This is a genomic window from Pseudoxanthomonas sp. 134C1, from assembly GCF_057773065.1.
Genome location: NZ_JBYMTH010000007.1, coordinates 139,579 through 162,788 on the forward strand (window position 1 = coordinate 139,579; position 23,210 = coordinate 162,788).

The following is a 23,210-nucleotide window of genomic DNA, read 5'->3' on the forward strand; positions in this document are numbered from 1 at the left end:
TGTGTATTGAAGTTGATTTTGATCAGAGCGATGCCACGGCATCGCTCTGTCGCTTAGAAGCGATACGTCATCTGGACGTAGTACGTGCGGAGTCTCGCGTCCCCAGCGGTGCTGTAGAGGCCAGGGCTGTTGATGTCCACCTCGGGCTCTTTGTTGAACACATTGCGGATTCCGCCACTGATTTCCGTATTGCTGAGGATGCGCCGCCATGCGTTCTCGTCCGAGTAGGACCCAGACCGCCAGCGAAACGAAAAGTCATGCAGCAACTGACGTGGCACTCTGCCATTGTTGCCTTGGGCGGCCAGAACCGTTGCGCTGCTGACTAGCGCACGATTTGCGACTGGATAGGAACCGTAGTGACGGACCGTCCATCCCAATCCCCATCCGCCCTTCTCGTAATCGACGCCATAGAATCCGCGAAAATTGTTATCGGAAGGAATGATCGGCAGACCCGGCAGCAGCTGGGTTTCGGAGGTGAGCCTCCAGGTACCGTTGCCCCAGAATTCGAGTCGGGCACCGTTGTCCAAGTCCAGGCCATACTTGACTTGGAGGTCGAGCGCTTCCTGTCGCGCCGAAGCGGCATTCACGCGGCTGGTGTCCATGAAAGTGATGGGGCCAGCCCAACCCGCCGGATCCGTTGGCAACGGTGCGCCGCGCTGGACCCGGTCGGGAAACATCGATTCGAACTGCAACAGCTGAGCTTCACTCAGCATGGTGATAATGTTGCTCTTCTTGAGCAACGTGTAGTCCAGCGATGCCCGGAATCCTTCCAGGAACGTGGGTTCGAAAATCACGCCCACCGAAGTCGTTTCGGAGTCTTCCGGCTCCAGATTCGGGTTGGAGCCGAACAGCTGGACCATGGGGACGGTTGCCGTGGTATTGCCACGGCGGGGATCCGGAGTCGTTGACAACCAGGTGTCGGTCCGGCTCGGCGCGCCCAACTGGGTCATATCCGGTGGCACGAAGCCCGTGCCGTGACTGGCGCGGAAAATCAAACCGTTGACAGGGGAGTACTTCAAACCGACCAAGCCGGTCGTTTCGGATGCCGAATTTTCGGCCATGGCAAAAGGCGCTGGCGCCGACGTCTGACCTGGAAACCAGGTGACCCAGCTGCCGCTGACGCTCCGGTAATCGTCATGCCGGAGGGCCAGTTGGAGCTCCAGTGCTCGAAGGCCGGTCCTGGCATTTTTCTCGCTGAACAACGGGATGCCGAACTCGGCATACACACTGCGTACGTCCTGCGAACGCGGCGGAAAGAGTAGTGCGACCTCGCTGGGGCTTCCCTGGTTCTGCCGCCAGGCGCCGTCGGTGAACTTTATTTTCTGCTGTTCCAACAAGAACGACCCGGTCACCGCTCCCGCCGGCAGTTCCCAAAGTGGTCCTCCCAGGCGAACCGTCGGATTGAAGCTGTAGGATGTCACCGGAATCGAACGGGACGCCACCGGTACAGGAGCAAGAGCACCGAGATTCAGGGTCCCCAGCCCAACATGGTCAATCAGGGGATTGAAGCCCGAAGCGAGCAGGGGACCGGCATCGATGAGTCCCGGGCGGGTGACATATTCAACACTGGCCCTGGACCAGGTGAAGTCGACAGAACCGGCCCAGTCCTTGGGTAGTCTTGCAATCAGGCCGGTACTGACCCGGTCCATGCGATTCCGCCGCTCGGACAGAGCATTGTATTGATAGGGCGCGAAAGTCACCGCGATCGGTTGCTGGAACGGATTTCTCGGGTCATTGGCTCCCAAGGTCAATTGGGTTGTCACGCCGCCCATCTCCCGTGCGTATGTGTTGGTGTGGGATACGTCCAGGAAGCCGTCCAGGTTGTCGGTGAAGCTGTGCCGGACCGACGCGGCAATGCTCTTGGTTCTCGGCCCTGTACTGATGGGACCACCGCCACCTGAATATCCTCCCGCCAGAGTGGGCTCCGTATTGAGTTGCCCAGCGTTTGCCAGCAACGCCGCCGCACCATCCGAAGACGGGCCCAAGTAGCCCTGTGGCACGTAGGTAACTCGAGCGTTAAGTGGAGTCCCGTTATCCAACACTAGGTTGCTGCCATTGGCGCTGCGGATATTAGGGCTGGTGCCGTACACGGCGATTGATCCCAGATAGCCCGGACTGTTGGCCCGAATGCGGTCCACCGCGCGCTTCACGAAATCCCGGTCCCGATTGAGCAATAGATTGGATTCGGTCAAGCTGCCGTTGACCATGATGCTGGTCTTTCCATTAGCCAGTGACTTTCCATAGGTGAAGTCCACGCGACTGATGGACGAATCCGTGTCGAAACTGTTGTCGTGACTAAGCGATACTTCGCCGCCTTCATAGCCGCGACGCAGCACGATATTGATCACGCCACCGGTTGCGGATCCGCCATAGATGGCCGACGCGGTTGAAGGGAGAACTTCAATGCGCTCCACCGCACCCAGCGGTATCCCGTTGATGTTTGGCTGCCCTGAGAGGGTGCCGAAACTCTGCGCAGCCAGTCTGCGACCGTCAACCAAAATGAGGGTTTGGCCTTCGCCCAGGCCGCGCAGATTGATGCTGGTGTGATCGCCGCCGATCTCGGCCCGCTGGCTCGGAGTGGCGGTAGTGGTGTTCGCGGTGACACGCTTCAGCAGGAAGTCGTTGATATTGACCGCACCCGAGCGCTCCAGGTCCACGCGATTGAAGACAACATAGGGCTGCGCATCATCGGGGCTGCGCTGGATGTCTGCGTTCAACGATTGACTTCCGCGCACCAGAACCTCGGCCATGTTTACAGGCGCTTCCGCGGGCGACGGTTTCGCTGGCACTCTGGTGGTGGGAGGAGCGGACGGTTGCTGGGGCGCCGTACCCTTGGTCAGCACGACGGTTGAGTTGTTGATGAGTTTCCATTCCAAGCCGGTGCCGCTAAGCAATCGCTGCAGCGCCGTCTGCCAGGTGTATGGTCCGCTCAGTGCGCCAGCCTGCTTCCCTTTGACCAGATCCGGGGAGTAGACGATCTGGAGCTTGCTCTGTTTGGCGAGTTGCTTCAGCGCATCATCCAGGCTGGCTGCTTGGATGGAGTATTCCTGTGCCGCACCAGCCTGTTGCGCGCCCGCCGGCGCACCCAGGACCATCAAAACCGTCGCCAATGCCACGCATAGACAGTTTCTGGCAGGCGGACTGGGTGCCGCCTTGTACTTGGAATTACAAACTTTCATTGCGCTCCCCGGTTGGCACGGTCGCCGATGCGCTGACTTCCAGCGGACACCTGACCGTCTTTCTCCTGTAATGCAGGAGCCGGGGGGAACCCTACCTAGATTTCATAAGGCGATCCCCGTCGCCTTTGTCCACCCACCTCTAGTCAGGAACCTTCCGGTTACTTTTTCCGCAGTACGATTTCGTCGCTCGTGTGCTCCGCATGCACTGACCAGCCGTACTCCAGGGCCATGGCCAGGGATTGCTGGTCGCCAACCTTGAACACGCCACTGACGGGAATTTCACCCAACTCCTTTCCTTCCAGACGCAGCTTCGTCCGGGAATACTGATTCATCTGTTCCACCACCTGAGCCAATGGGGTGTCCTTGACGACAAGATTCCCCTCGGTCCATCCGCGAGTGCTCGCCAAGTCGGTATCAGATAGCTGTTGGCGAGGGCCCAATGTCCCTCGTGTCATGGCGACATGCTGGCCAGGCGTCAATGTCACCGTGGGGGCGGCCCTTTCCTCACTGGCGGCGACGCGTACCTTGCCCTCCAGCAGCGTCACCATCCCGATACCTCGTTCCACTTGAACCTGAAACTGCGTACCGGTCGCCGTCACGGTTCCATTGGCTGCATGGACGACGAATGGGCGTTGTGGATTCGGATGCACCTGGAAGTCAGCTCTCCCCTTCTGCAGGGTAAGCGTCCGCTCGCTGCGACCATATCGGACCAGTAGCTCACTGGCCGTATCGATGACTACGACAGAGCCATCTTCCAGCGTCATCGTGCGCTGCTCCCCCATGGCCGTGGCGTAACGCACTACGGGGGCATTATCCGGAATGAGTTGCTGACGAAACAGGAAGCCCACAACCAACATCAGTGAAGCCGCTATCGATAGGGTGATGCCCCAGCCAGGCCCCCGGCGCACCGACACAGGGCGGCGCGCTTCCCTCAGCGCGGCGGCGATCGCAACATCGTCGCGCAAGGCTACACTGCGTCGCCAGATGTCCTCGATGCCTTGATAGATCGCTGCATGCAGCGGGTCGGCCGTTCGCCATTGCTCGAATTCAGCGCGTTCCTCGACACTGCAATCGGGAGCGAGCAGGCGCGCAAACCATCGCTGCGCTGCGGCACGAACCTCTTGGTTGACATTGGTTTGGATCATGCGCGTCCGTTCGCTCCCATGTGGCTCTTGCACCGGTGTCGGCCTGGGTCGAGCAACAGAAGCTTCCGTCGCCAAATTTTGGCCCTGGCCCTCATTACGATGCATCACAGGCTCCCAACCCTGCCTTTTCACTCAGGAACGCCAAGGCTTGCGTCATATGCTTTTCGACGGTCTTCACAGAAATGCCACAGTGCCGGGCAATTTCCTTGTAGCTCAGTCCGTCCATCCGGCTGAGGAGATAGACCTGTCGTGGCCGTGGTGGTAATGCGAGGATTGTTGCGCGGAGCAATGCTTCGCGCTGTTCCTGCTCTACCAGTTCTTCCTGCAAAGGCGCCTCGGAAGCAATCTCCAGTTCCTCAAGAGGGACATGCTTGGCAGCATGACGGGTGCTGGCACGGCGAAACTGTTCCCCAACGACATTGACCGCGATGCGGTACAGCAGGGGCTTCCACGCACTGGCCGGCTCGGTCTCGCGGTAGCGTAGAAGCCGGGCCAGGCTTTCTTGGGCAGCATCCCGGGCATCCTCTTCGCTCGGCGTCCGCCGGCGCACGAACTGCAGCAACCCACCATACTGTTCGCGTGAAAACTCCTCAAAGTGCTGCGACTGCGGGCAGACCTCGCCGTCGGGCAAGTCCCGTTCCAGTTCCAGCGAGCTCTGATATCCGTGCGTCATTTCGAGATTGTACGGCCAACTTCCAACGCTCTTTTAACGCGACAATTCTTGTAGCGCAAACATCCAGATGAATGGGGTGTCCGCAAGCAGAAACAGTCGGTGCCGTATCGAAAATCACCGTCTTCTGGCCAAGCCTGTTTGGTCCCTGTCAACCCGTACCTCACCAGGCGCTTTAGCACTGCGCGTACCCCAAAGCCCCGCAAAACCGGGGCAAAATCCGTCGCCTGGAACATACAGCTCGACAGCAGACGCGATAAGCCCGCCAGCGGGACCAGAGCCACGTGTGGAAGGGTAGTCGCGAGTGATCTTGATATAGATGCACGAGTACACGCCGACCCTACCCCTAATTGGGAGAAGAAAGTTCCAAGGTCTGACCACCTCGCTGCGCCGCAGCAATGGATTGCGCAGACTGCCTGGCCGCCATTGGGAGGCGTCAACGCGAGGTTGGCAACGCTACGCTTCCGCCCCGCCTTGCCATCCTTGCTTATGTGGGCCAGTACCCAGTAGTGGCACCACTGAGTATTGAATTCCGTGGGAGCGGACAGATGAGACTGAGGCCCATGGTAGGGTTGACGCGCCTTGCAGCATCTTGGCCTTCAGCATTGCAAATTGCGTGGTTGGCACCGTGGAAGCACGAGTCTTGCAGGAGCGCGACGAGCCACACTATCTCCGACTACGGCTGGAGGCGGCGGTGGATTCGACGTACTCGAGCGCCGAACTGCGCCATGAATTGGAGCAGTTAAGACGAGGCCGCACCAACGTTTTGGCCGCATACGAGGCGCGCGGAACGCACGTCTGGGGCGTGTTCAATACATTGTCGCTGATGGGTGCTGTAGCACTGTCTCCGGTGTACTGCGATATTAAACATCGCCATCTGTGGCTTTGGGGGCTGTATGTGAAGCCTCGTTTCCGAGGCACCCCTGTCTCGCGTTGCCTCGTGCGCTCCGCCCAGATCTGGGCGGGAGCCCAGCAGCCAGGAACCGCGATTATCGGTACCTACCACCGCGACAACCGCCATGCCAAGCAACTGGTCGAGCGCTTCGGCTTCCTTGAATCCGAGTTGGAAGCGAAGATTCGCCAGGATGGCTTGGCACGCCCAGATGACGTGGTAGTCGAGTTTCGCCCAGCCCATAGGCGCCTCGAATCAGCATTCCCGAGGCTGATTCCCTAGAGTGTTTTCGGGATGGAGACGGATACCCGTGGAACCCGAAGACGCGATCGGTGCGCTACGTCCTCCGCCACCGACCCCGTCCATTTGGACACTGTTGCGCGGCCCATTTGTTGAACAACAATTGTTGTTAAACCCCATTTTCGAGGCATCCCTTGAGGAAAATATTACCTTTTCCGGGTCCGTGGTCCAGAAAGCTAACGCTGATCGCATTGGTAACCCTGGCGCTAACGGGTAGTGTGTTGGCCGCGGCTGACGCGTACATGTACGCAACGCCCGACGAACGACTCTCGATTGGCTCGACCTATGCGGAAATGCCCGCCGATGATCGCCACCATTATATTGACCTGCCGGTCGATCATGGCGAATCCACACTCGGGACGTTTCGAGGATTCTATCTCCTAAGTCCTCACTTCAAACCGAGCAACAACGTTACCTTTGTTCTGACTGATGGACAGATGGAGTTGGTCGGGACGGACACAGACTTCGGGTTCTTCGACGCATTGTTTGGTGATGTTCCCTATGTTCTGATTGGCGTCCGTGGCCAAGCGCCGACGTTCTTGCCTGAAGTCTACCCGAACGGGGCCACCGACTACGCGCTGGCAATGAAACTGTACGGCTCGGATCAACAGGTAGAAGACATCGAGACTGTCCGTCGTGACATGCAGCGCAGAGGACTCTTACCTGCCGATGGTCGGATCAACGTATTCGGTGCTTCCGGTGCCGGGGTGTTGGCACAGCAGTACGTGTCGGCACATGGGAGCCATGTGAACCGAATGCTGCTGGAGTCGACTGGTGCCCCGGACCTGGCACGGGAGGCCGGACTCCCATACTCACCCCGCTTTCGGGAGTTCAATCCTCCGGCCGACCCGCTCCTGACCACCTACGTGACCGAGCACCCATCGCGGCGCGCCGCTTTAGCCGATGTGCTGTACCAGCTTGGGCGATCGAGCCCTGACCCAAGAGCCGCTCAATTGCGCACCTTGGAAGACCTGAACGACGGCGCCTTCCTCACCAAGTACCAACTGAAGCCAATGTACAACCTGTGGCTTCTGAACTACATGATCAAGACACCAAAGTCGTTGATGGCGCGGGTGCGATGGTTTGAACTGGTCGGCGCGGACTTGGTGCACTACGACCCACGTTCTGGCACCAATCTGCTGTACGACATATCGCAGGTAGCAGTATCCGACGTGCTGGACTGGCATCGGCACAACAATATTGTCCCCAAGCGCTTTTCCATCGACCGCAGCTTTCCACGTGAGGTGCTTATCCTCAAGGGTCGCGACGATGTGGTATTTGGCGATGCAATCAACGAACGGCTACGCGGTTCCTATCCGGATGCGCGTTTATTGTTCTTCGACGACGGGCACCGCCTGCAGCGTGACCCAACCAAGTACCGTGCGATTCGCCAAGCATTTCTGGTCGGCGGATTCAGTGCCGTGCCGGCACTGCACCAACTATTTCCTGATGCTCAACCGTAGGACTGAGCGATAGATCATTCGCGACGATACGAAGATGTCCTATCCTATCGCCATGCGCTCCAATGTGATCATCCAATGCCCATTTTATGTCACATCGGATCGTTCACGAGTTCCTGGCAAACCGTAGTACGGGCCTTCGACACTTGGAAGAAAACCAAGCGAAGTAGCGAGCGCAAACGATGCAAAATTTTGCTTCCTGCAAGACCAGACCGGCTCAAGGCCCTCCGATAGGCAGTACTCAATCAATGCCGCAGCGGCAAGTTTAGCCAGACCCATACCGCGAAACTCAGGATATGTTTCGATCCCAATTTCTAATTGTTCATGTATCCGAAACGATGTAAAGGCCAACGACGCGACTTGCTCGCCGCCAATAACACAGTACCCGCCACCGTTCGCCAAGAAACCAGAAGCATCGGGCCAGAATCGATGCGGCGAGACGGAAATGCCAGAAAGTGCGAAGTCAGCAGCGGACATGGGCCGTACGCGGAATCCGCTCGGAACTTTGTACTGGGAACATAGTTCTGCATAGCGCTCGCGTACGAAAGTGAAGTTACTTCGCGTGTGCCGTTCAACCAATAAGGCAGATGAAACAGAGCTTCTGGATGGCGCGCTTCCTATATCGAGACATTCGTCAACAAAAATCGTGCGCTTAGTTGGATGCACCTGCATCCATAGAGCTTCCCACCTATCGCGGCAAAACTTGAAGTGATTCCGGAGCGTATCCAAGTCTGGATTTTCTGAGCGAACCAAGAGCAGAGTCATTCCATACGAATGAATGATATGAACCAGTGTTGGTTCTATTTCGGAATCCGCCCAGACTTCGCCGTTGGCCAATCCATCAAGAACGCTTCTGGCGAATAGACAGTTGAACTCTATTCCATTCAAAAGTGGAATGACCTTCGCATAAGAGGTCGGTGAAAGCTCAAACATGTGCATGTGATCGAGTACTTTATCTGCGCATTCAGATCTGGAGGATGGTAATCTATCTGCCCAGGGCTTAGCATTCAGCGAATGGGATCGGGGCAAACCGTGTATCCCATCGCGCAGCACCACTCCCATCTGAGATCCTGACCCCAAGAATCGATTCAGGCTCGATGGATGACGCCAGCCGAAAGCATTTCCGCCCAAGATTGAAATTCACTTCTTGGCTTGCCCCTCGCTCGGTATAGCTGGCATAAGTGGAACGCCCTAGCCGTTGCCCTGCAGCTCGAGGCGCAGGAGACGGAGGCTACTGAGGGCATCCGCGCCCACGCCGGCGCCACGGCCCTGCTGGACGCGCTGCTCATGGTCGCTGGTCACTTCGGCCGTCGGATCATGGCTTCTCCGCAAGCTGTCCGAATGTTAGTGCCCCCTCAGCTATCAGTGAGGCTGACTACAGGCTACGGTTCCGTATAGCCTGCGCATCAATGGATGCGTCCAGCTGGGCCAGCCGATAATTGGACTCGTGCGGTCAGCTTTTCGATTACCTTCCCATCAACCTCGTAGGCCTTCCGAAGACAAGGAATTCGCCACCTTGCGCGCTCCAGCAATTCGTAGACCTGTGGAACGCATAGTGCAGTCCACGGCGTCCGGAGCAGCGCTGAAATAGTTCTCAAGAGATCCTGACCAGATTCCAGATGCTGGAAATCGTCCTCGTCCAGCTCTTCCCCGGTGCGCATCTCCAACCAAGCCGCCCCCCATCGCAGATCGCCACGGCGGAGGAACGCTTTCGAGTCTCACCAGAGCGCTTCGCCATCTTCGTATGGGAGCCTCCAAGCACTTTCTGCCGAGTAGAAGTCCAGAGTGCGAACTTGATCTGGATGTTGGATTCACGGCAATCGAGAGCCGTGCACTGTCACAGGCAAGACACGAAAGCGCCCCAGAATGCGCGCGGTCATGCGGATCGTCGCGTCCGCCATCGCCCTTCCCCCCGTCTTCCCTGGAGCTTTCAGTGCAAAGCAGTCGGCTGTCGCGTGCCATCGTCCTCATTCTTTCCACCTGCGCGGCAGGAGCCGCCGCAAGCAACGATGTCAGGGACGATGACGCCACCGCCACACCGCAGGCCACCGGGACCACCCAGCTCGACACGATGCTGGTCACCGGCACGCGCGCTTCCAACCGGACCCAGTTCGACACGCTGGCGCCGGTGGACGTTTTCAGCAAGGAAGAGATCCAGGCCGTCGAGTCGAACGACCTGAAGGACGTGCTGGCCCAGCTGGTGCCATCGTTCGTGGTCCAGCGCCTGCCGATGGCCGACGGCCAAGTGTTTGTGCGCCCCGCCACGCTGCGTGGCCTGTCGCCGGACCAGACGCTGGTACTGGTCAATGGCCGCCGCTTCCATCGCAGCGCGCTGCTGGGCAGCCGCGGTTCGCAGGCCGCCGACCTCGCGCAGATTCCGACCAGCGCGGTCAAGCGCATTGAAGTGCTGCGCGATGGCGCATCGGCGCAGTACGGTTCCGATGCGATTGCCGGCGTCATCAACATCATCCTGGAAGACGGAGCCGGCAGCGAGATCACCGTTGGCTATTCGCGCTATGCACAGGGTGATGGTGGTTCCCGCGAGGTGAGCGCGCGCAGCGGCCTGTCGCTGGGCGATTACGGCAGCTTGGTCCTGTTCGCCGAATTCGCCAACACCGACGCCACTTCGCGCACCCGCCAGCGGCCGGATGCGATCGCGTTCCAGACTGCGCACCCGGAGCTGCGTGTGCCCCATCCGGTCCAGCGCTGGGGACAGCCGGACCTGGAAAGCCAACGCGCCGGCTTCAACCTGAAAGCCTTCGTCAACGACACCACCGAGCTGTACGCCTTCGGCCTGTACGGACACAGCGAGGGGGTCAGCGACTTCAACTGGCGCAACCCGGACACCACCACGGGCGCCTACCGCACCACGTCGATCTTCCCCGGCTGGAACCTGCGCAGCCTCTATCCGGTCGGCTTCAGCCCCAAGTACTCCAACCAGCAGCATGACCTGCAACTGGTGGGCGGCGTGCGTGGCGAATTCAACCCGGACTTCCGCTGGGATGTCAGCGCGTCCTACGGCCGCAACGACATCGACTACCGGCTAGGCAATTCGATCAACGCGTCGCTGGGTCCCAACAGTCCCACCGCGTTCTACCTGGGCCGTCTGTCGCAGACCGAGAAGAACGCCAACGCCGACTTCAACTACAGCTGGGAAGCCGGACTGGCGCGACCGGTCAACGTCGCCTTCGGTGCCGAGTTTCGCCAGGAAACCTACGCAGTGAAGGCCGGCGATCCGGCCTCCTACGCGGTCGGCCCCGGCGCCGCCGCCGGACTGGAAGCCAACGCCAACGGCGCGCCCGGTTTCTCCCGCAACCAGGCCGGCAGCTGGTCGCAGCAGAGCCAGGCCGCCTACGTGGACGTCGAGGTGCCGCTGGGCGAGCGCTTCAGCCTGGGCGCCGCCGGCCGCTACGAACACTTCTCCTCGTTTGGCCGCACCGTGGACGGCAAGTTGTCGGCGCGCTTTGAAATCACGCCGGACATCGCGCTGCGTGGTACGGTCTCTTCCGGCTTCCGCGCCCCCACGCCCGGTCAGCTCAACACCACCAGCACCGTGCAGGGCCTGGATACCCGCACGCTCCAGATCTTCACCAGCGGCCGCCTCTCGCCGTCCGATCCGCTGGCCCGCCAGCTGGGCGCCAAGGACCTCACGCCCGAACAGTCGCGCACCGCTTCGCTGGGCATGACCTGGCGCAACGATCAAGGCTTCTCCGGATCGATCGATGTGTACGACATCAAGCTGACCGATCGCTTCAGCCAGTCGGCCAGCTTCGCGGTGCCGGCCGGCGTCCCCAACCCGATGGGCTACACCTCGGTCAACTACTACACCAACGATTTCGACACAACCACCACCGGCGTGGACGTGGTGGGCAGCCATGTGCGCGATGCCGGTCCCGGCCGCCTGGGCATGACCCTGGCCTACAACTACAACCGCACCAAAGTCGACAACGGCCGCACTAGCGTGGCCGCCAACGAAACCCAGCGCGTGCTGTTCGAGGAGCGTCTGCCCGAACACAAGGGCAGCTTCACCACCACCTACGAGGTCGCTGGCTGGTCGCTGATGGGCCGCGTGCGCTACTACGGCGCCTGGACGGATTCCAGCGGCAACGCCACCGGCGACATCTACCAGCGCTTCGGCGCGATGACCTTCCTGGACCTGGCGGCCGGCTACACCTTCAACGATCGCCACAGCGTGCGCATCGGCGCGGACAACGTGCTGGACAAGTATCCGGACGAGGCCACTTTCCAGGCCAGCCGCGGCCTGATCTACTCGCGCAACGCACCCTACGACACCGACGGCGCCAACCTCTACGCCGAGTACCGGCTGCGCTTCTGATGCAGACCACGCGCCGCCGCCTGCTGCTGACCGGGGCACTGCTCCCGGCCAGCGGCCTGCTCGCCGCCGCGGATGGCGGCGGAGACCCGCCGATTCCCGCGCTGCCGGTCGCACCGTTAGCACCGGAGACGCTGGCCTCGGATGAAACCTGGTGGGCCGACGTTGCCAGGCAGTTCGACATCACCACCGCGATCAACCATCTGGAGAACGGCTACTGGGGTTCGATGGGCCGATCCACCCTGCTGGCCTACCAGCGGCACACAGCCGAGGTGAACCGCGGCAACGCCTGGTACGGCCGGGACGCCTATCCACGCGAGTTCATGGCGGCGCATGCGCAAACCGCGCGCATGCTCGGCGTGGAGCCGGACGAACTGGTCTTCACCCGCGGCGCCACCGAGGCGCTGCTGGCTCTGATTAGCGGCTACAACCGCCTGTCCGCCGGCGATCAGGTGCTGCATGCCGACGTGGACTACGACAGCATGATCAGCGCCATGCAGTGGCTGCAGAAACGGCGCGGTGTCCAGGTCGAACGCATCGCGCTGCCCGTCGTCCCGACCCATGATCAGATCCTGCAAGCCTATTCGGACGCCATCGATAAGCTGCCGCGCCTCAAACTTGTCCTGCTGACCCAGGTCAGCCATCGTCACGGCCTGGTGCTGCCCATCGCCGAAATCAGCGACATGGCGCGCGCGCGCGGCATCGACGTGATCGTGGACGCGGCGCATGGCTTCGGTCAGATCGATTACCGCGTTCCCGACCTGAAGGCCGATTTCGTCGGCATCAACCTGCATAAGTGGATCGGCGCGCCGGTGGGTGTGGGCGCGGCCTACATCCGGCGGGGACGGGTGGCGGACATCGATCCCTATCTGTCCATTGCCGACGACGGCAAGATATTCAGCCGCGCGCATACCGGCACGGCCAACTTCGCTGCCTACCTGTCGGTTCCCGACGCCATCGCACTGCACGAACGCATCGGTGCCACCAACAAACGCGCGCGGTTGCTGTTCCTGCGCGATCGCTGGACCCGCGCCGCCCGCGACATGCCGCATATCGAAGTGCTGGCCTCGGCGGACCCGGCGTTGTCCAGCGCGCTGGCATCCTTCCGCCTGCGCGGCCAATCCGGCAAGGAAGAGAACCAGCGCCTGCAGAAGCGCCTGCAACAGGAATTCGGCATCTTCACCACCTGGCGCGAAGGCCTGGCCTCCGGCGCCTGCGTACGGATAACGCCGTCAATTTTCACCACCCCGGCGCAAATGGACGCCCTCGTCGAAGCGCTGGGGACGCTCTGCTCAGAATGCGAGCAATCACCCAAGGCCGTGCGTTCATTGAGACCGTGGTGACATGAGCTGTGTCCTGCGCTAGCTTGAGGTTACGAGATCGTTTCGCTTGCAGATAGGCAGCCAGAATTCGGGATACCGGCTGACAGATCCTGCATTCGCTTCCAGCGTACAGCGTCAGCGAGTGGCGCCTGAGGCAACAGCGGAACCGGCAGAGCCTTGCTTCGTGCTCGGCACGGCTGACTCGCTGATGGCAGTTGCTAGGAATCGCGAAACGTACTTGCCTTGCATCTCGGTTACCGTGGTTGCATTCGTCGGGCTGAGCAGCAGCGCGATGGCTTCGAGAATCGTCGTTTTTCCAACATCCCCGCCACCGAGGATGATGTTCATGCTGGACGCGGGCCGCCATTCGAGCTTTTCGATTCCTCGATAGCGCGTCACGGTCAGTTTCCGAATTACCGCAGCACTCCCCATATCACCCCTTTGCGCTCTACCACCTCAAGAGAATACGGCACCGGGAAACAAGATACGGATCGCTCCCATTCAACTTGGGCTGCGAGCATTCGGAGATCACGTCACCCATTTCGTTGCCTCTTCCGGATTGCCTATTTTAGCCGACCCGTCACCCAAGATTGCTCTAGTCTGATATAAATATATCTTACAAATCAATGTCTTACGCTGCACTGCAGCGTGCATTGACTCATCCGTGGTGGCAGGTTTGCTTACAAGCCAAATAGGGACAGAGCGGTAACGGCCTGAACAGGGCTAACCGCAGGTGCCTATGGCGCAGCAGGGTCAACGATAGGAACACCGATGAGGTCCGCCGACGCCCTGCGCGTGGTCACTGCTTCCATACCCGACAGTCCATTTCTGTCGGCTGCAGACACGGCTCGCCTAATGGGCTTCCCAACCAGAGAGGCGCTTTCAAAGGCTAGGGCCGCCGGTCGCCTACCGATTCGCATGTTCAAACTACCCGGACGCCGCGGCTGGTTTGCCTCACGGCAACAGGTTTGCGCTTGGGTGGAAGCGTTCTTGAATGAGGAGGACACCGCGATGAGCTGACCCAATATGCAGCCAATCGCAGAACCTCAAAGGACGAAGGGCCGCCAATGCGAATGGTCGGCCCCTCGATAACGGTTTGGTGTCCGTTACCTCTTGCGCGCATCCTCTCCGGAAGTCAATGCCTCCGAAACACCCCCACGCTAGCTGGTTCTAGGCATCCCCAGTGAAGGAGCCGCAGGCAGACAGCAGGCAATTGAAATGATTGGAATTTTCTGACGCACGGGCCGTCATTCTGCTGGGCTGGCCAGGTACCAGGGACCGTGCCACGCCCCATCTACCCCTTAATCGCAAGAGGAGCGCCCCATGTCCAAGTAGCTCATCGAACGCTTGGAACAAACAAAAGCCCCGCATTTGCCGTGCGGGGCTTCTGAGGTCGACGCGGGTAGTGACCCTCGCTGCGGCCTATGCTCTAGGCGTTCTCATTGAATGTCAAGTACACGCACCCGCGAATTTGGGGTGTGTGCCGTCAGTTCGCGCTTTTTTCGCGCGCCCTATTCGTGAGGACATCCATGAACACGACCGAACGCGTCGTGCAGGCCTGTTTGCCTGCTCCAAGCCCATTAAACCGGGCTACGCATAGCCCCCAGCCCCCCGAGCGGCTCCCCTTCTCGCTTCATCGAAATTCACTTGACCGCACTTACCGGTGCCATGCCGGTTCCAAGCCGCCTGCAACTCAGTCGTGCTGGGCTCCATTCCCACGGCATATCGTTGGGAGGGGTTATGCCTGCCGCTGACTATCTCATCGACCAGGTCCTGGCGTCGGCCCAACTGCAGAACGCCGCCATGCAATACATCCATGCCGCGCGCCACTCGCCACCTAGCCGACGCGTACGCTCGGGGGAGAAGCCCCAAAACACGCCGGTCCGATATGCGAGCCGGAAAATGGGACATACCGTGGGGTGTGAGAGCGCAATAGAACAGCGATTCGCGATGAGCTGCGAATTCAATGATGATGTGCTGGAGTACTGGGACCAGCCCCCACCCATCACCATCCGCGTTGGGAGCAAACAACGCCAACGCCCTTACCATGCGGACTTCCTGGTCATTACTCGCACTGGCGCCTGGGTTGCCGAGGTTAAGTTTCTGCGAGAGTGCAAGAGGCTTGGCCAAGAGCGTCCGGACCAATGGCAGTACTCGGGCGAAGAGTGTTGGGATTTCGTGCCCGCAAGGGACGCCTTCGCGGCCCTGGGACTGCGCTATGCCGTGGTGACAGAACGAACCATTTGCCCGATTCTCACCGAGAACCTTGACCTCGTCGCTCGCACGCTGGATATCGGGACGACGTCCGTCGGGCAACGAGTATGCAGCGAGGTCGCCCGCATTCTAGAACAGCGCGGCGCCATGCCCTTGGCTGAGCTAGCCCAGTGCCTTGACCTAATAGACTTTAGCCCGCTGATTCAGCTCATTGGAGCCGGCGTCATTGTAGGGGACATGGAACGGCGCCTCATCACCCGGCCGCACACTTTCCTGATTTCAGCGGATGCCCAGAAGCTAAGGGACGCCATCTATCTCGACACCGAACTTTCGACTGAACCAAACGCCGTTGCTCCACAATCCAAAGATGGGCTGATTGCCGCTACTCGTCTTCAGTTTTTGCGCGGCGAGCTAGATATTTCTATCTCCAAAAGCACAAGATGCAGATGGCAAAAAGCATACAGCAACAACAGCAGCATCTCGGCGTTGATACCAAAGCATCGCCTGAAGGGAAATCGTCAGGCCCGACACGCACCGTGGCATTCCGAATTGGCCAATCAGATCATCCAGAAGCACTTCGTCAGCCCTCAGTCGATTTCTAAGGCGGCAGCGTATCGACAGTACTTCTTGGCTCATGCCCAAGCCCTAAGCAGAATCCCAGTGCATGAACAGGAGGTTCCAGTCGCCAGAAGCACGTTCTATCACTGGATCAAAGCCTTAGACCCATATCAGCTCGCCTTGGCTCGCAATGGTCGCCGCAGCGCAAATTCCGTTCGTTCGCCCGTGGATCCGACACTGCGTGACATCCCGCCCGACAGACCGTTCAGGCGCGCGCATATCGACCATCAGTACCTTGCGATCAACGTCGTGGTTGCCGGCGAGGGAGAAGATCTGATGTTCAAATCCCCCTGGCTGACGGCCATGCGGGATGAATATTCCGGCCTATATTTGGCTTACATTCTTAGCTTTTATGCTCCCAGTCGTCGGGCCTGCTGCATGGTCATTAGGGACTGTGCCTACCGACACGGACGTCTGCCCGAATCTATAATCGTTGACAATGGTGCAGAGTTTGGCTCGATCTACTTTGAAACCACCTTGGCCTATTTGGCCATCAGCAAACAAAGCCGTCCACCTGGCGCCCCGCGGTATGGCAGCTGCATAGAGTCCGCCTTCGGCTCCATGCAGTCTCACATAGAGTCCTTTCCTGGCAACAAGCGCAACGAGGGGTTGGGCCGCGCGAGCAGTGCCTCGCACAAAGGCAAGACACATGCCTGCCTGGACTTTGAGCACGTATGCAAAGCGGTGGCTGATTACATCGACATCTTCAACACACATGCCATCAAAGGTCTGCAGTCACCAGCCCAGCTGTTCAAGGCGGGGATGGACCGGTTTCCGATGAGCGGAAACGCAGTTAGTTTCGACAACGCTTTCTTGTCGCTAACCGCGCCTGGGCTCCGCCGCAGCCTCCAGCTAGATGAAGCACGTGGTATTCGCCACAAAGGCCGCTACTACCGGCATCCAGCACTCAATACACTACAAGATGGCGCCTCGGTCACGGCTTTTGAGGAACCTTGGGACACCAACCGTCTTTACGCTTTGGTGGGTTCTGAACTGGTGACCTGCCACCACAATTGGTCCTACCAGCCTACGGCAAAGGAAACCGCGGAGCTGGCCTTTCAGTCCATCCCAAGCATCGAGTGCACCGACGTTCAGCGCCGCTTGACCGACAAGAAGGCGCTGCATATGGCGCAGGCGGTTCAGTCTGTCGTTGGCGCTGCGAAGGACCGAACGCGCCCCCGAAAGCAGCAGAGCAGACTTAGCTCCATTCGGCTTGCTGACACGGATATCCGCCCTCTGCCGTATGACATTGAGGAGGAGTGACCATGAGCTACGTTGACTTGGCCAACAAGCTGGCCCGCATCCGTATCCGGCATCGTCTGTATGAGCAAACGTATCGGCTGGCCTATGCCAACCTGCAGATTGCTAATGGCGGGGATGTCATTTTCCTTGTAGGCCCATCCCGTGTCGGCAAGAGCACGCTGTTGGCCGAGTGCATCCACGACATGTTCAAGGGCCATCATGACGAACGATATATCCCCTACGCCTGCGTTGATGCTTCTCAGACCAATCAGGGCTCCATCTCATTGAAGCAATTGTGGGCTGACTTTCTGGCGGCGCTCAAGCACCCGGCTTTCACTGACAGCAGCTATCTACCACGTCATTCTCACACCGAAGCCGCCCTACGCTCGATCATTGCGAGAACCTTGCAAGCTCGTCGCACCGCCTTGCTAGCGGTTGACGAGGCCATGCCAATCTTCTCATCGCACAGCCGCGGTGGTCCGCTGGCCGCACTGGACACGCTTAAGTGCCTAGGCAACGAGACCAATGTAGCTATTGTTATCTGCGGCGACTACACGATGCTTGACCGATGTTTCTTGTCGGCACACCTCAATGGCCGGATGGTTGTCCTTGAGTTTCCGGGCTACTCGACCAGCAAGGCTGACAGCGCTGACTTCGATCGCATCCTAACTAGTATAGACAGCCTCTTGCCTTGGAAATCAGGCCAGTGCCTGATGAGTTATCGGGACCTGTTGTATGCGGGTACGGCCGGATGCGTCGGCTCAATTATCAAGTGGGCGAAGCTTGCCTTAGCCCAGATGGGGGCACATGAGCGACATCGTTTGACGATCGCTGATTTTGAGTCATCCCGGCGAGTCGCCCAAGCCGAGTCGTTCCATGACCTCAACCAACGGCGGCACCTGCTCAAGAAGATGCGTACTGACATGTTTGAGTCAGCTTCTCCTCTTCCTGAGGAAGATGCTGTGAGAAACACCGCTCCTGGGCGCCGGCGCCCGGGGCAGCGCTCGCTCACACGAGATAGTGTGGGGGTAACGCCCGCATGAAGCGACCGCTCCCGACAACCTTCCTGTTCGATCTCGACCCCAAGGGACTGGGGTCTTTCGAGGTCGAATCATTGGCATCCTATCTGGTCCGCCTCTCGGAACGACACGGGATGAGCCCCCATCAGTTGCTGAGCTGCTTGGATGCATGGTACCGACAGACGTACAATTCAATTGTTCCCCGGTTCTTCAGCATCCGGGTCAATGGCTATAGCCCTAATGTCCAGCGCCTCGTTCAGGCGCTGCAGAACGCTACAAACCGTATTGACCTTTCAGCCTGTACACTTCTTTCACTTCAACAGGTGTGCGCCAAGAACAATAGTGACAGCATCAAGCCCTACCGCGCGTGGTGCCCGGCCTGCCTTCGCGAGGACCGTGATCTTGGCCGGCCGCCTTACGAGCGATTGATATGGCAATTGGTGGGTACCCACCGATGTAGCGTGCATCGAACTCGCTTAGAGGTTTGCTGCGGACAATGTGGTGGGAAGCAGCACTGGCAGCGCTGCAGTACACCAGACACGTGCGGCGACTGCGGCCGCTCATTGGTGAGCCTTCCCCGGTCGGCGCGGCTGTTGCCGCCAGACCCGGGTGAGCGTCATATCGTGGAGCTTTTGGAGTACACGGCTTCCGTTCCCTTTCCCAACTTCCGACAAGAGGCTGCCGGAGCATTCATCCTCGGCATCAGCAAACATGTTGATATGCGTGATGCAGTAGAACGGCTAGGTAGGATTCTTCGCAAAGCGGAACATACTCGACCGTCTTTGTGCTCGTTGCTTCACATCTCTGAGTACTTCGACGTAAGTACGACACTGATACTCTCCTCGCCCGAGCAGGCCGCCAATGTAGCCAGTCTTAATGTGGGAAAGCCTCGGCTACCTCGGCGCTTGCGGGGGAACTATCTCCCTCGCGGAGCGCGCAAATCGGCGATCGAGTCCGCTCTGAAGAAGTGTCTAAACAGCAAAGACCTGGCACCTACACTCCGACAGTTCTGTCAGGACCATGGATTTTGCCAAAGCACAGTTAATCAACGTGGCAGGGACCTTGTGATGAAGCTTATGGCGAAAAGAAAGCTACAGCTTTCTTCGGCGAGAGCAGCAAAAACGCGGAAAATCGATAGGTCGCTTTCGCGTTTGTCCGTTTCGGAGACGCACGGCCTTATTAAACGTCGTCTAGAGAGGATTGCGATGGAGACGGCTTCGCCCTTATGGCTCGTCAGGCAACGCTATCTTGCATCCTGCGGCCAGTATCGACCCCGCACCCGAAATGGCATGCTCTACGTTCCGAAACCTCCGCAGGGGAACTGAGATGATGAAGCTCTCTCCTCAGGACGCATTGGCCGATGCTATTGCATCGGTGCAACTTGCCGGGTTGGTAGTACCCAAAGAAATGCGGGCCATTCTTGATCGTGCCGCGGCAGGTGAAATCTCTTTTGCCACTGCAAAAGACATGATTCTTGAGTGCATTCACAAAGCTCCCTACCCTGGCGTGGATGAGTCCTAACTGACGGTCCAGTCGGCAGGCACAGACGGCGTGATCTTTGCTCTCGTAGCGGCCACGCTACTAGCTCGATTGTAATGAGCGGCCGCCCTGAACGTTCGCCATGCGGGAGAGCTGGACCGCCTTGGCATCCAGAACGTATCCTGATGCGAACCTTCAACAAGCAGGTCCTCCGTAAAGGCGCGAGACCGCTATGCGCTTGTGCTGGCACAACGCCGGCGCGGCAGTGTTCGGTGCCGCGACCGCCAACGGACAGTCAAATCCAGGCCCCACCGGTGCCTACAGCCAGGGCGGCGTATACAGCTTCGGGAACAACCTGGACAACTTCCAGAGCATGCCGGGTGGGGCAGGGCTGGCGATGCCATATCGGTGGTTGTCGCAGCATTCCCTCTCGAACGCTGAGCGTTGCCTGCTTGAACTAATGGCCGGTAAGGAGAAAGATACGCCCTGGGGATGATTGGCTTAAGGAGAGGCTATGGGGAAGTTTCTTTCTAGGATCGGGCTGGTTCTTACGGCACTGTATGGGCTGCTGCTTTGGTTCATCTTTAATGAGCGACTGACTGAAATACTCATGATGGCCCCGAACAATATCGGCGACTTGCTCGCCGGCGTGTTCGGGCCCTTAGCAATTCTATGGCTAATTCTCGGCTATTTTCAGCAAGGGATTGAGTTGAGACAGAACACGGAAGCGCTGAGGCTTCAGGCTGAAGAGCTAAAGAAGAGTACGGATGCTCTGGAGCTGCAGGTAGAGGAAATGCGTCGTTCCGCTGAACAGCAAACCCGCATGGCGCAATTGGCGGCGGACGAACTGGAAATGCAGGTGAGTCAGGCTAAGCGTGCTGAGAGAGAGGCAAAGGCGAGATGCCAGCCGGTATTCCAACTTAGGAAAAAAGACGTCTATGCCAGTTCGGCGCCAGCGTTTGGTCAATTCAAGATTCAGAACGTCGGCGGAAGCGTTCTGATCACCAGTGTTTCATCTAACCATGATGATGACAGGCTGCCTCTGGAGGCAACTGATTGGGTAAATGGAGAGACGAAAGAATTCCTGTTCTGGAGAGATGGCAGAGATGGAATGCCGATTGAAACTTCGCTTGCCTACCGACAATCCGATGGACTTGTTGGAACCTTAAAGATAAGCGCCAAGGTGGCTAATGGGTTGATGGATGATCTAGTTCTCGAGTCGGTTTTAGAGACTGATTGCTGAAGGCAAGGGATAACGGGATAGAAACATCATGATAAGCGAAGTTTGGCAATCAATAACCGGCTATATAAAGGATAGGGCGGTCAGCCCCTTAACGGGAGCATTCGCACTTAGCTGGCTTGCTTGGAATCATCGGCTCCTTGTTGCATTATTCTCCAGCATGCCGATTCCAAAAAGGTTTGGGTATATTGACGAAGTGCTGTATCCGCACTGGGAACAAGTTTTGTTGACGGGCTTCCTCTTCCCCCTTGCTTCCGCATTCGCCTATTTGTTGTGGTACCACAAGCCAGCTCTCTGGTTCTATGAGAAGAAGCTGAAGCAGCGCGGCGAACTCCTTGACAAGAGAAACGAAGTTGAGAAGAAGCGTCTGCTTACTGTTGAGGAAGTTGAGAGAATTCGAGAAAGGCATTTCAATGAAATAGGGCGCCTAGACAGGCGGCTCCACGAAGCTCAACAACGGACGCAAGTTCTAGAAGATTCAGCTGCATCAAGCGGCAAACGAATCTCCGAATTAGAAGGGCGAATCTTGGAGTTTGAGGCGTCTGGAAGCCCGCTTCCTCAAGGCGTATTGGCTCGAGACGAAGCCATCAAAAAGCTGATCTTCAATAGGCCATGGGTGCTGCACTTCAACCCGAGGGCAGGTGGAAGAAAGGAAATTTCTTTTGGCGCCTCTGGAGAAATAATCTCCGGGAGAAATGACAATGAAAACACTTGGACTGTTAGCGCAGGTAGATTGCTATTAAATTCGGCAAATGGTCATGCGCATAGCGCTTTTGTATTTGACGCGAACAGTCGTGCGTTCATGATGATTGATGAGGAAAGCCCAAGAGCGATGGTAAAAGGCCAGTTCATCTCGAGCCCTTGAATGCGGTGGTCCTGCCTATGTTCGCAAACGTTGGTTCCGAGTCACAGCCTCAATATTAGCGATTTTATCCACGACATACAGAACTCTAGAGCCCAATCAGTTTGTTGGACAGTCAATATTGGTATGGGGGCGCCACCAGGGCCGTGTCCTAGTTCATTCCTAATATCAGAAAAGAAGTTCTTTAGGACTGTTTGCTCCCACCTCGATATGAAAGCTCCATTGCGTGAGCTAGCCAGATTATCAATGTAGCTGTGCGCTCCTCGTTCCGTTCCTCTGGTCCATCCTTTCTCTTCTGAAATTATCTTAATCGTGCTTTCAAGAGCCTTGGCAGCATAAAACGCTGGATCTCGACCGCCTGAGTCACGCCTGTCGACGGCTTCTTTCATGTCGGTATCAACGTTCATCCACTTCTGGTCCTTAACAAGGTTCCAGAATGGGGTTTCGATCTGCGTTAGGATTTGTTGGTCGTCCGAGATCTGAATAAAACCATTGTGGTAATTTAGATGCGTATTAGCTTGGCGGAGACGCTCGTTTAGTTCATGAGTTGCTCTATCGAACGCATCATTGTGTTGCCGATTTAATGCCCTCAATCCATCAGCCGGGTTTCCTGGAAACACAAAATGACCTCCAGGATGAGGGCGCTTTGCTTCAGCTTCGGCTCGTGCGATTTGGCTTGGTAGAGCTGCATTTAGTTTTGCGATATCTATTTCCTTATCGCGGAACGCGATTTCTATAAAACTTAGTCGCTCTTTTATAAAGACATCAGGCGAGACTTGTGGGCTTGGTTGTGCGCAGACAAAGGTCTCGCAGACATGTGGTATGGCTAGTGGCTTCCAGACGGCTCGCTCTGTTCCGTAAAGCAATACTTTGTCGAAGTAACCTAAAGCAGATAGCTCCCTTAGTCCAAGTTCGACCTTCAGTCGATCGTGTATGGATGTCCATGCTTCTTTAGCGCCGTTCCTTTCCTTGCCATCGTTGGTCCAGAATGGAAACAGTTGATCTTTGACGATCTGGAAGGCTTGAACGAGCAGGCGGCGCTCTGGCTCTCCGAATTGCCGCCAGATAGGAATCGCGGCATACCTAGCCGCAAAGATATCAGTAAGCATGCTAGCTCCTATTTGAACCTACCGAGGCCTAGGCCGGTTGCGCTAATGGCGCGCACAGGTTCTGGCTGCCTACAGCAGACGATTGGCTTGACCTTGGTGAAGCAACAATTTGTCGCTCGTTTCGAG

Annotated in this window: 16 protein-coding genes; 10 read left to right on the forward strand and 6 right to left on the reverse strand. The window is 58.1% G+C overall.

The annotated features are described in order from the left end of the window. Nucleotides 1–53: 53 nt before the first annotated feature. The 3 genes from AC3DEZ_RS14190 to AC3DEZ_RS14200 all read right to left on the reverse strand — a co-directional run bounded on the left by AC3DEZ_RS14190 (nucleotide 54) and on the right by AC3DEZ_RS14200 (nucleotide 4,997). Entirely contained in the window at nucleotides 54–3,116 is a 3,063-nt protein-coding gene (locus AC3DEZ_RS14190) for a TonB-dependent receptor (protein WP_488388794.1), read from the reverse strand. Between the two features lie 221 nt (nucleotides 3,117–3,337). Then, entirely contained in the window at nucleotides 3,338–4,324 is a 987-nt protein-coding gene (locus AC3DEZ_RS14195) for a FecR family protein (protein ID WP_488388795.1), read from the reverse strand. Nucleotides 4,325–4,418: 94 nt separating this feature from the next. Next, complete coding sequence (locus AC3DEZ_RS14200) at nucleotides 4,419–4,997, reverse strand: RNA polymerase sigma factor (RefSeq protein WP_488388796.1); 579 nt, start codon at nucleotides 4,995–4,997, stop codon at nucleotides 4,419–4,421. Between the two features lie 691 nt (nucleotides 4,998–5,688). Here AC3DEZ_RS14200 and AC3DEZ_RS14205 point away from each other — a divergent pair. Both AC3DEZ_RS14205 and AC3DEZ_RS14210 read left to right on the forward strand, forming a co-directional pair. Then, on the forward strand, nucleotides 5,689–6,168 hold the full coding sequence (locus AC3DEZ_RS14205; protein ID WP_488388797.1) for a GNAT family N-acetyltransferase: 480 nt from the start codon (nucleotides 5,689–5,691) through the stop codon (nucleotides 6,166–6,168). A 260-nt stretch (nucleotides 6,169–6,428) separates the two neighbouring features. Further along, on the forward strand, nucleotides 6,429–7,649 hold the full coding sequence (locus AC3DEZ_RS14210; RefSeq protein WP_488388798.1) for a hypothetical protein: 1,221 nt from the start codon (nucleotides 6,429–6,431) through the stop codon (nucleotides 7,647–7,649). A gap of 84 nt (nucleotides 7,650–7,733) precedes the next feature. Here AC3DEZ_RS14210 and AC3DEZ_RS14215 read toward each other — a convergent pair whose 3' ends face one another. After that, complete coding sequence (locus AC3DEZ_RS14215) at nucleotides 7,734–8,708, reverse strand: GNAT family N-acetyltransferase (RefSeq protein WP_488388799.1); 975 nt, start codon at nucleotides 8,706–8,708, stop codon at nucleotides 7,734–7,736. Between the two features lie 871 nt (nucleotides 8,709–9,579). On the opposite strand from AC3DEZ_RS14215, the gene AC3DEZ_RS14220 reads away from it, so the two are divergent. Together AC3DEZ_RS14220 and AC3DEZ_RS14225 are read left to right on the forward strand one after the other, a co-directional pair. Continuing rightward, nucleotides 9,580–11,982 carry a TonB-dependent receptor plug domain-containing protein gene (locus AC3DEZ_RS14220; RefSeq protein WP_488388800.1) on the forward strand — a complete coding sequence of 801 codons (2,403 nt, stop codon included), beginning with the start codon at nucleotides 9,580–9,582 and terminating at the stop codon, nucleotides 11,980–11,982. Next, the gene (locus AC3DEZ_RS14225) at nucleotides 11,982–13,322 is read left to right on the forward strand and encodes an aminotransferase class V-fold PLP-dependent enzyme (RefSeq protein ID WP_488388801.1); all 1,341 of its coding nucleotides are present in this window, start codon (nucleotides 11,982–11,984) and stop codon (nucleotides 13,320–13,322) included. The genes AC3DEZ_RS14220 and AC3DEZ_RS14225 overlap by 1 nt, the downstream gene beginning before the upstream one ends. Before the next feature lie 114 nt (nucleotides 13,323–13,436). Here AC3DEZ_RS14225 and AC3DEZ_RS14230 read toward each other — a convergent pair whose 3' ends face one another. Beyond that, on the reverse strand, nucleotides 13,437–13,700 hold the full coding sequence (locus AC3DEZ_RS14230; protein ID WP_488388802.1) for a hypothetical protein: 264 nt from the start codon (nucleotides 13,698–13,700) through the stop codon (nucleotides 13,437–13,439). Between the two features lie 1,248 nt (nucleotides 13,701–14,948). On the opposite strand from AC3DEZ_RS14230, the gene AC3DEZ_RS14235 reads away from it, so the two are divergent. The 6 genes from AC3DEZ_RS14235 (at nucleotide 14,949) to AC3DEZ_RS14260 (ending at nucleotide 21,978) form a co-directional block, all read left to right on the forward strand. Continuing rightward, nucleotides 14,949–17,396: a hypothetical protein gene (locus AC3DEZ_RS14235; protein ID WP_488388803.1), complete on the forward strand. Its 2,448-nt coding sequence runs from the start codon at nucleotides 14,949–14,951 to the stop codon at nucleotides 17,394–17,396. Between the two features lie 2 nt (nucleotides 17,397–17,398). Continuing rightward, nucleotides 17,399–18,418: an ATP-binding protein gene (locus AC3DEZ_RS14240; protein ID WP_488388804.1), complete on the forward strand. Its 1,020-nt coding sequence runs from the start codon at nucleotides 17,399–17,401 to the stop codon at nucleotides 18,416–18,418. Further along, a complete protein-coding gene (locus tag AC3DEZ_RS14245) occupies nucleotides 18,415–19,719 on the forward strand; it encodes a TniQ family protein (RefSeq protein ID WP_488388805.1) in 1,305 nt (434 codons plus the stop codon). The genes AC3DEZ_RS14240 and AC3DEZ_RS14245 overlap by 4 nt, the downstream gene beginning before the upstream one ends. Before the next feature lies 1 nt (nucleotide 19,720). Further along, nucleotides 19,721–19,915: an antitoxin VbhA family protein gene (locus AC3DEZ_RS14250; RefSeq protein ID WP_488388806.1), complete on the forward strand. Its 195-nt coding sequence runs from the start codon at nucleotides 19,721–19,723 to the stop codon at nucleotides 19,913–19,915. A 472-nt stretch (nucleotides 19,916–20,387) separates the two neighbouring features. Beyond that, nucleotides 20,388–21,116: a hypothetical protein gene (locus tag AC3DEZ_RS14255; RefSeq protein ID WP_488388807.1), complete on the forward strand. Its 729-nt coding sequence runs from the start codon at nucleotides 20,388–20,390 to the stop codon at nucleotides 21,114–21,116. Nucleotides 21,117–21,144: 28 nt separating this feature from the next. Next, nucleotides 21,145–21,978, forward strand: coding sequence for a hypothetical protein (locus AC3DEZ_RS14260; RefSeq protein ID WP_488388808.1), 834 nt, complete (start codon nucleotides 21,145–21,147; stop codon nucleotides 21,976–21,978). A 41-nt stretch (nucleotides 21,979–22,019) separates the two neighbouring features. Here the strand turns inward: AC3DEZ_RS14260 and AC3DEZ_RS14265 are convergent, their stop codons facing one another. Beyond that, nucleotides 22,020–23,084 (reverse strand): AbiJ-NTD4 domain-containing protein, encoded by a 1,065-nt coding sequence (locus AC3DEZ_RS14265; protein WP_488388809.1) that lies wholly within the window; start codon nucleotides 23,082–23,084, stop codon nucleotides 22,020–22,022. Nucleotides 23,085–23,210: the final 126 nt, after the last annotated feature.

Coding starts and splice junctions, on each gene's coding strand:
- AC3DEZ_RS14195 (WP_488388795.1), bottom strand. CDS start 4,324: ATGATCCAAACCAATGTCAACCAAGAGGTTCGTGCCGCAGCGCAGCGA.
- AC3DEZ_RS14210 (WP_488388798.1), top strand. CDS start 6,429: ATGTACGCAACGCCCGACGAACGACTCTCGATTGGCTCGACCTATGCG.
- AC3DEZ_RS14260 (WP_488388808.1), top strand. CDS start 21,145: ATGATAAGCGAAGTTTGGCAATCAATAACCGGCTATATAAAGGATAGG.
- AC3DEZ_RS14245 (WP_488388805.1), top strand. CDS start 18,415: ATGAAGCGACCGCTCCCGACAACCTTCCTGTTCGATCTCGACCCCAAG.
- AC3DEZ_RS14250 (WP_488388806.1), top strand. CDS start 19,721: ATGATGAAGCTCTCTCCTCAGGACGCATTGGCCGATGCTATTGCATCG.
- AC3DEZ_RS14225 (WP_488388801.1), top strand. CDS start 11,982: ATGCAGACCACGCGCCGCCGCCTGCTGCTGACCGGGGCACTGCTCCCG.
- AC3DEZ_RS14265 (WP_488388809.1), bottom strand. CDS start 23,084: ATGCTTACTGATATCTTTGCGGCTAGGTATGCCGCGATTCCTATCTGG.
- AC3DEZ_RS14200 (WP_488388796.1), bottom strand. CDS start 4,997: ATGACGCACGGATATCAGAGCTCGCTGGAACTGGAACGGGACTTGCCC.
- AC3DEZ_RS14255 (WP_488388807.1), top strand. CDS start 20,388: ATGGGGAAGTTTCTTTCTAGGATCGGGCTGGTTCTTACGGCACTGTAT.
- AC3DEZ_RS14240 (WP_488388804.1), top strand. CDS start 17,399: ATGAGCTACGTTGACTTGGCCAACAAGCTGGCCCGCATCCGTATCCGG.
- AC3DEZ_RS14215 (WP_488388799.1), bottom strand. CDS start 8,708: ATGGGAGTGGTGCTGCGCGATGGGATACACGGTTTGCCCCGATCCCAT.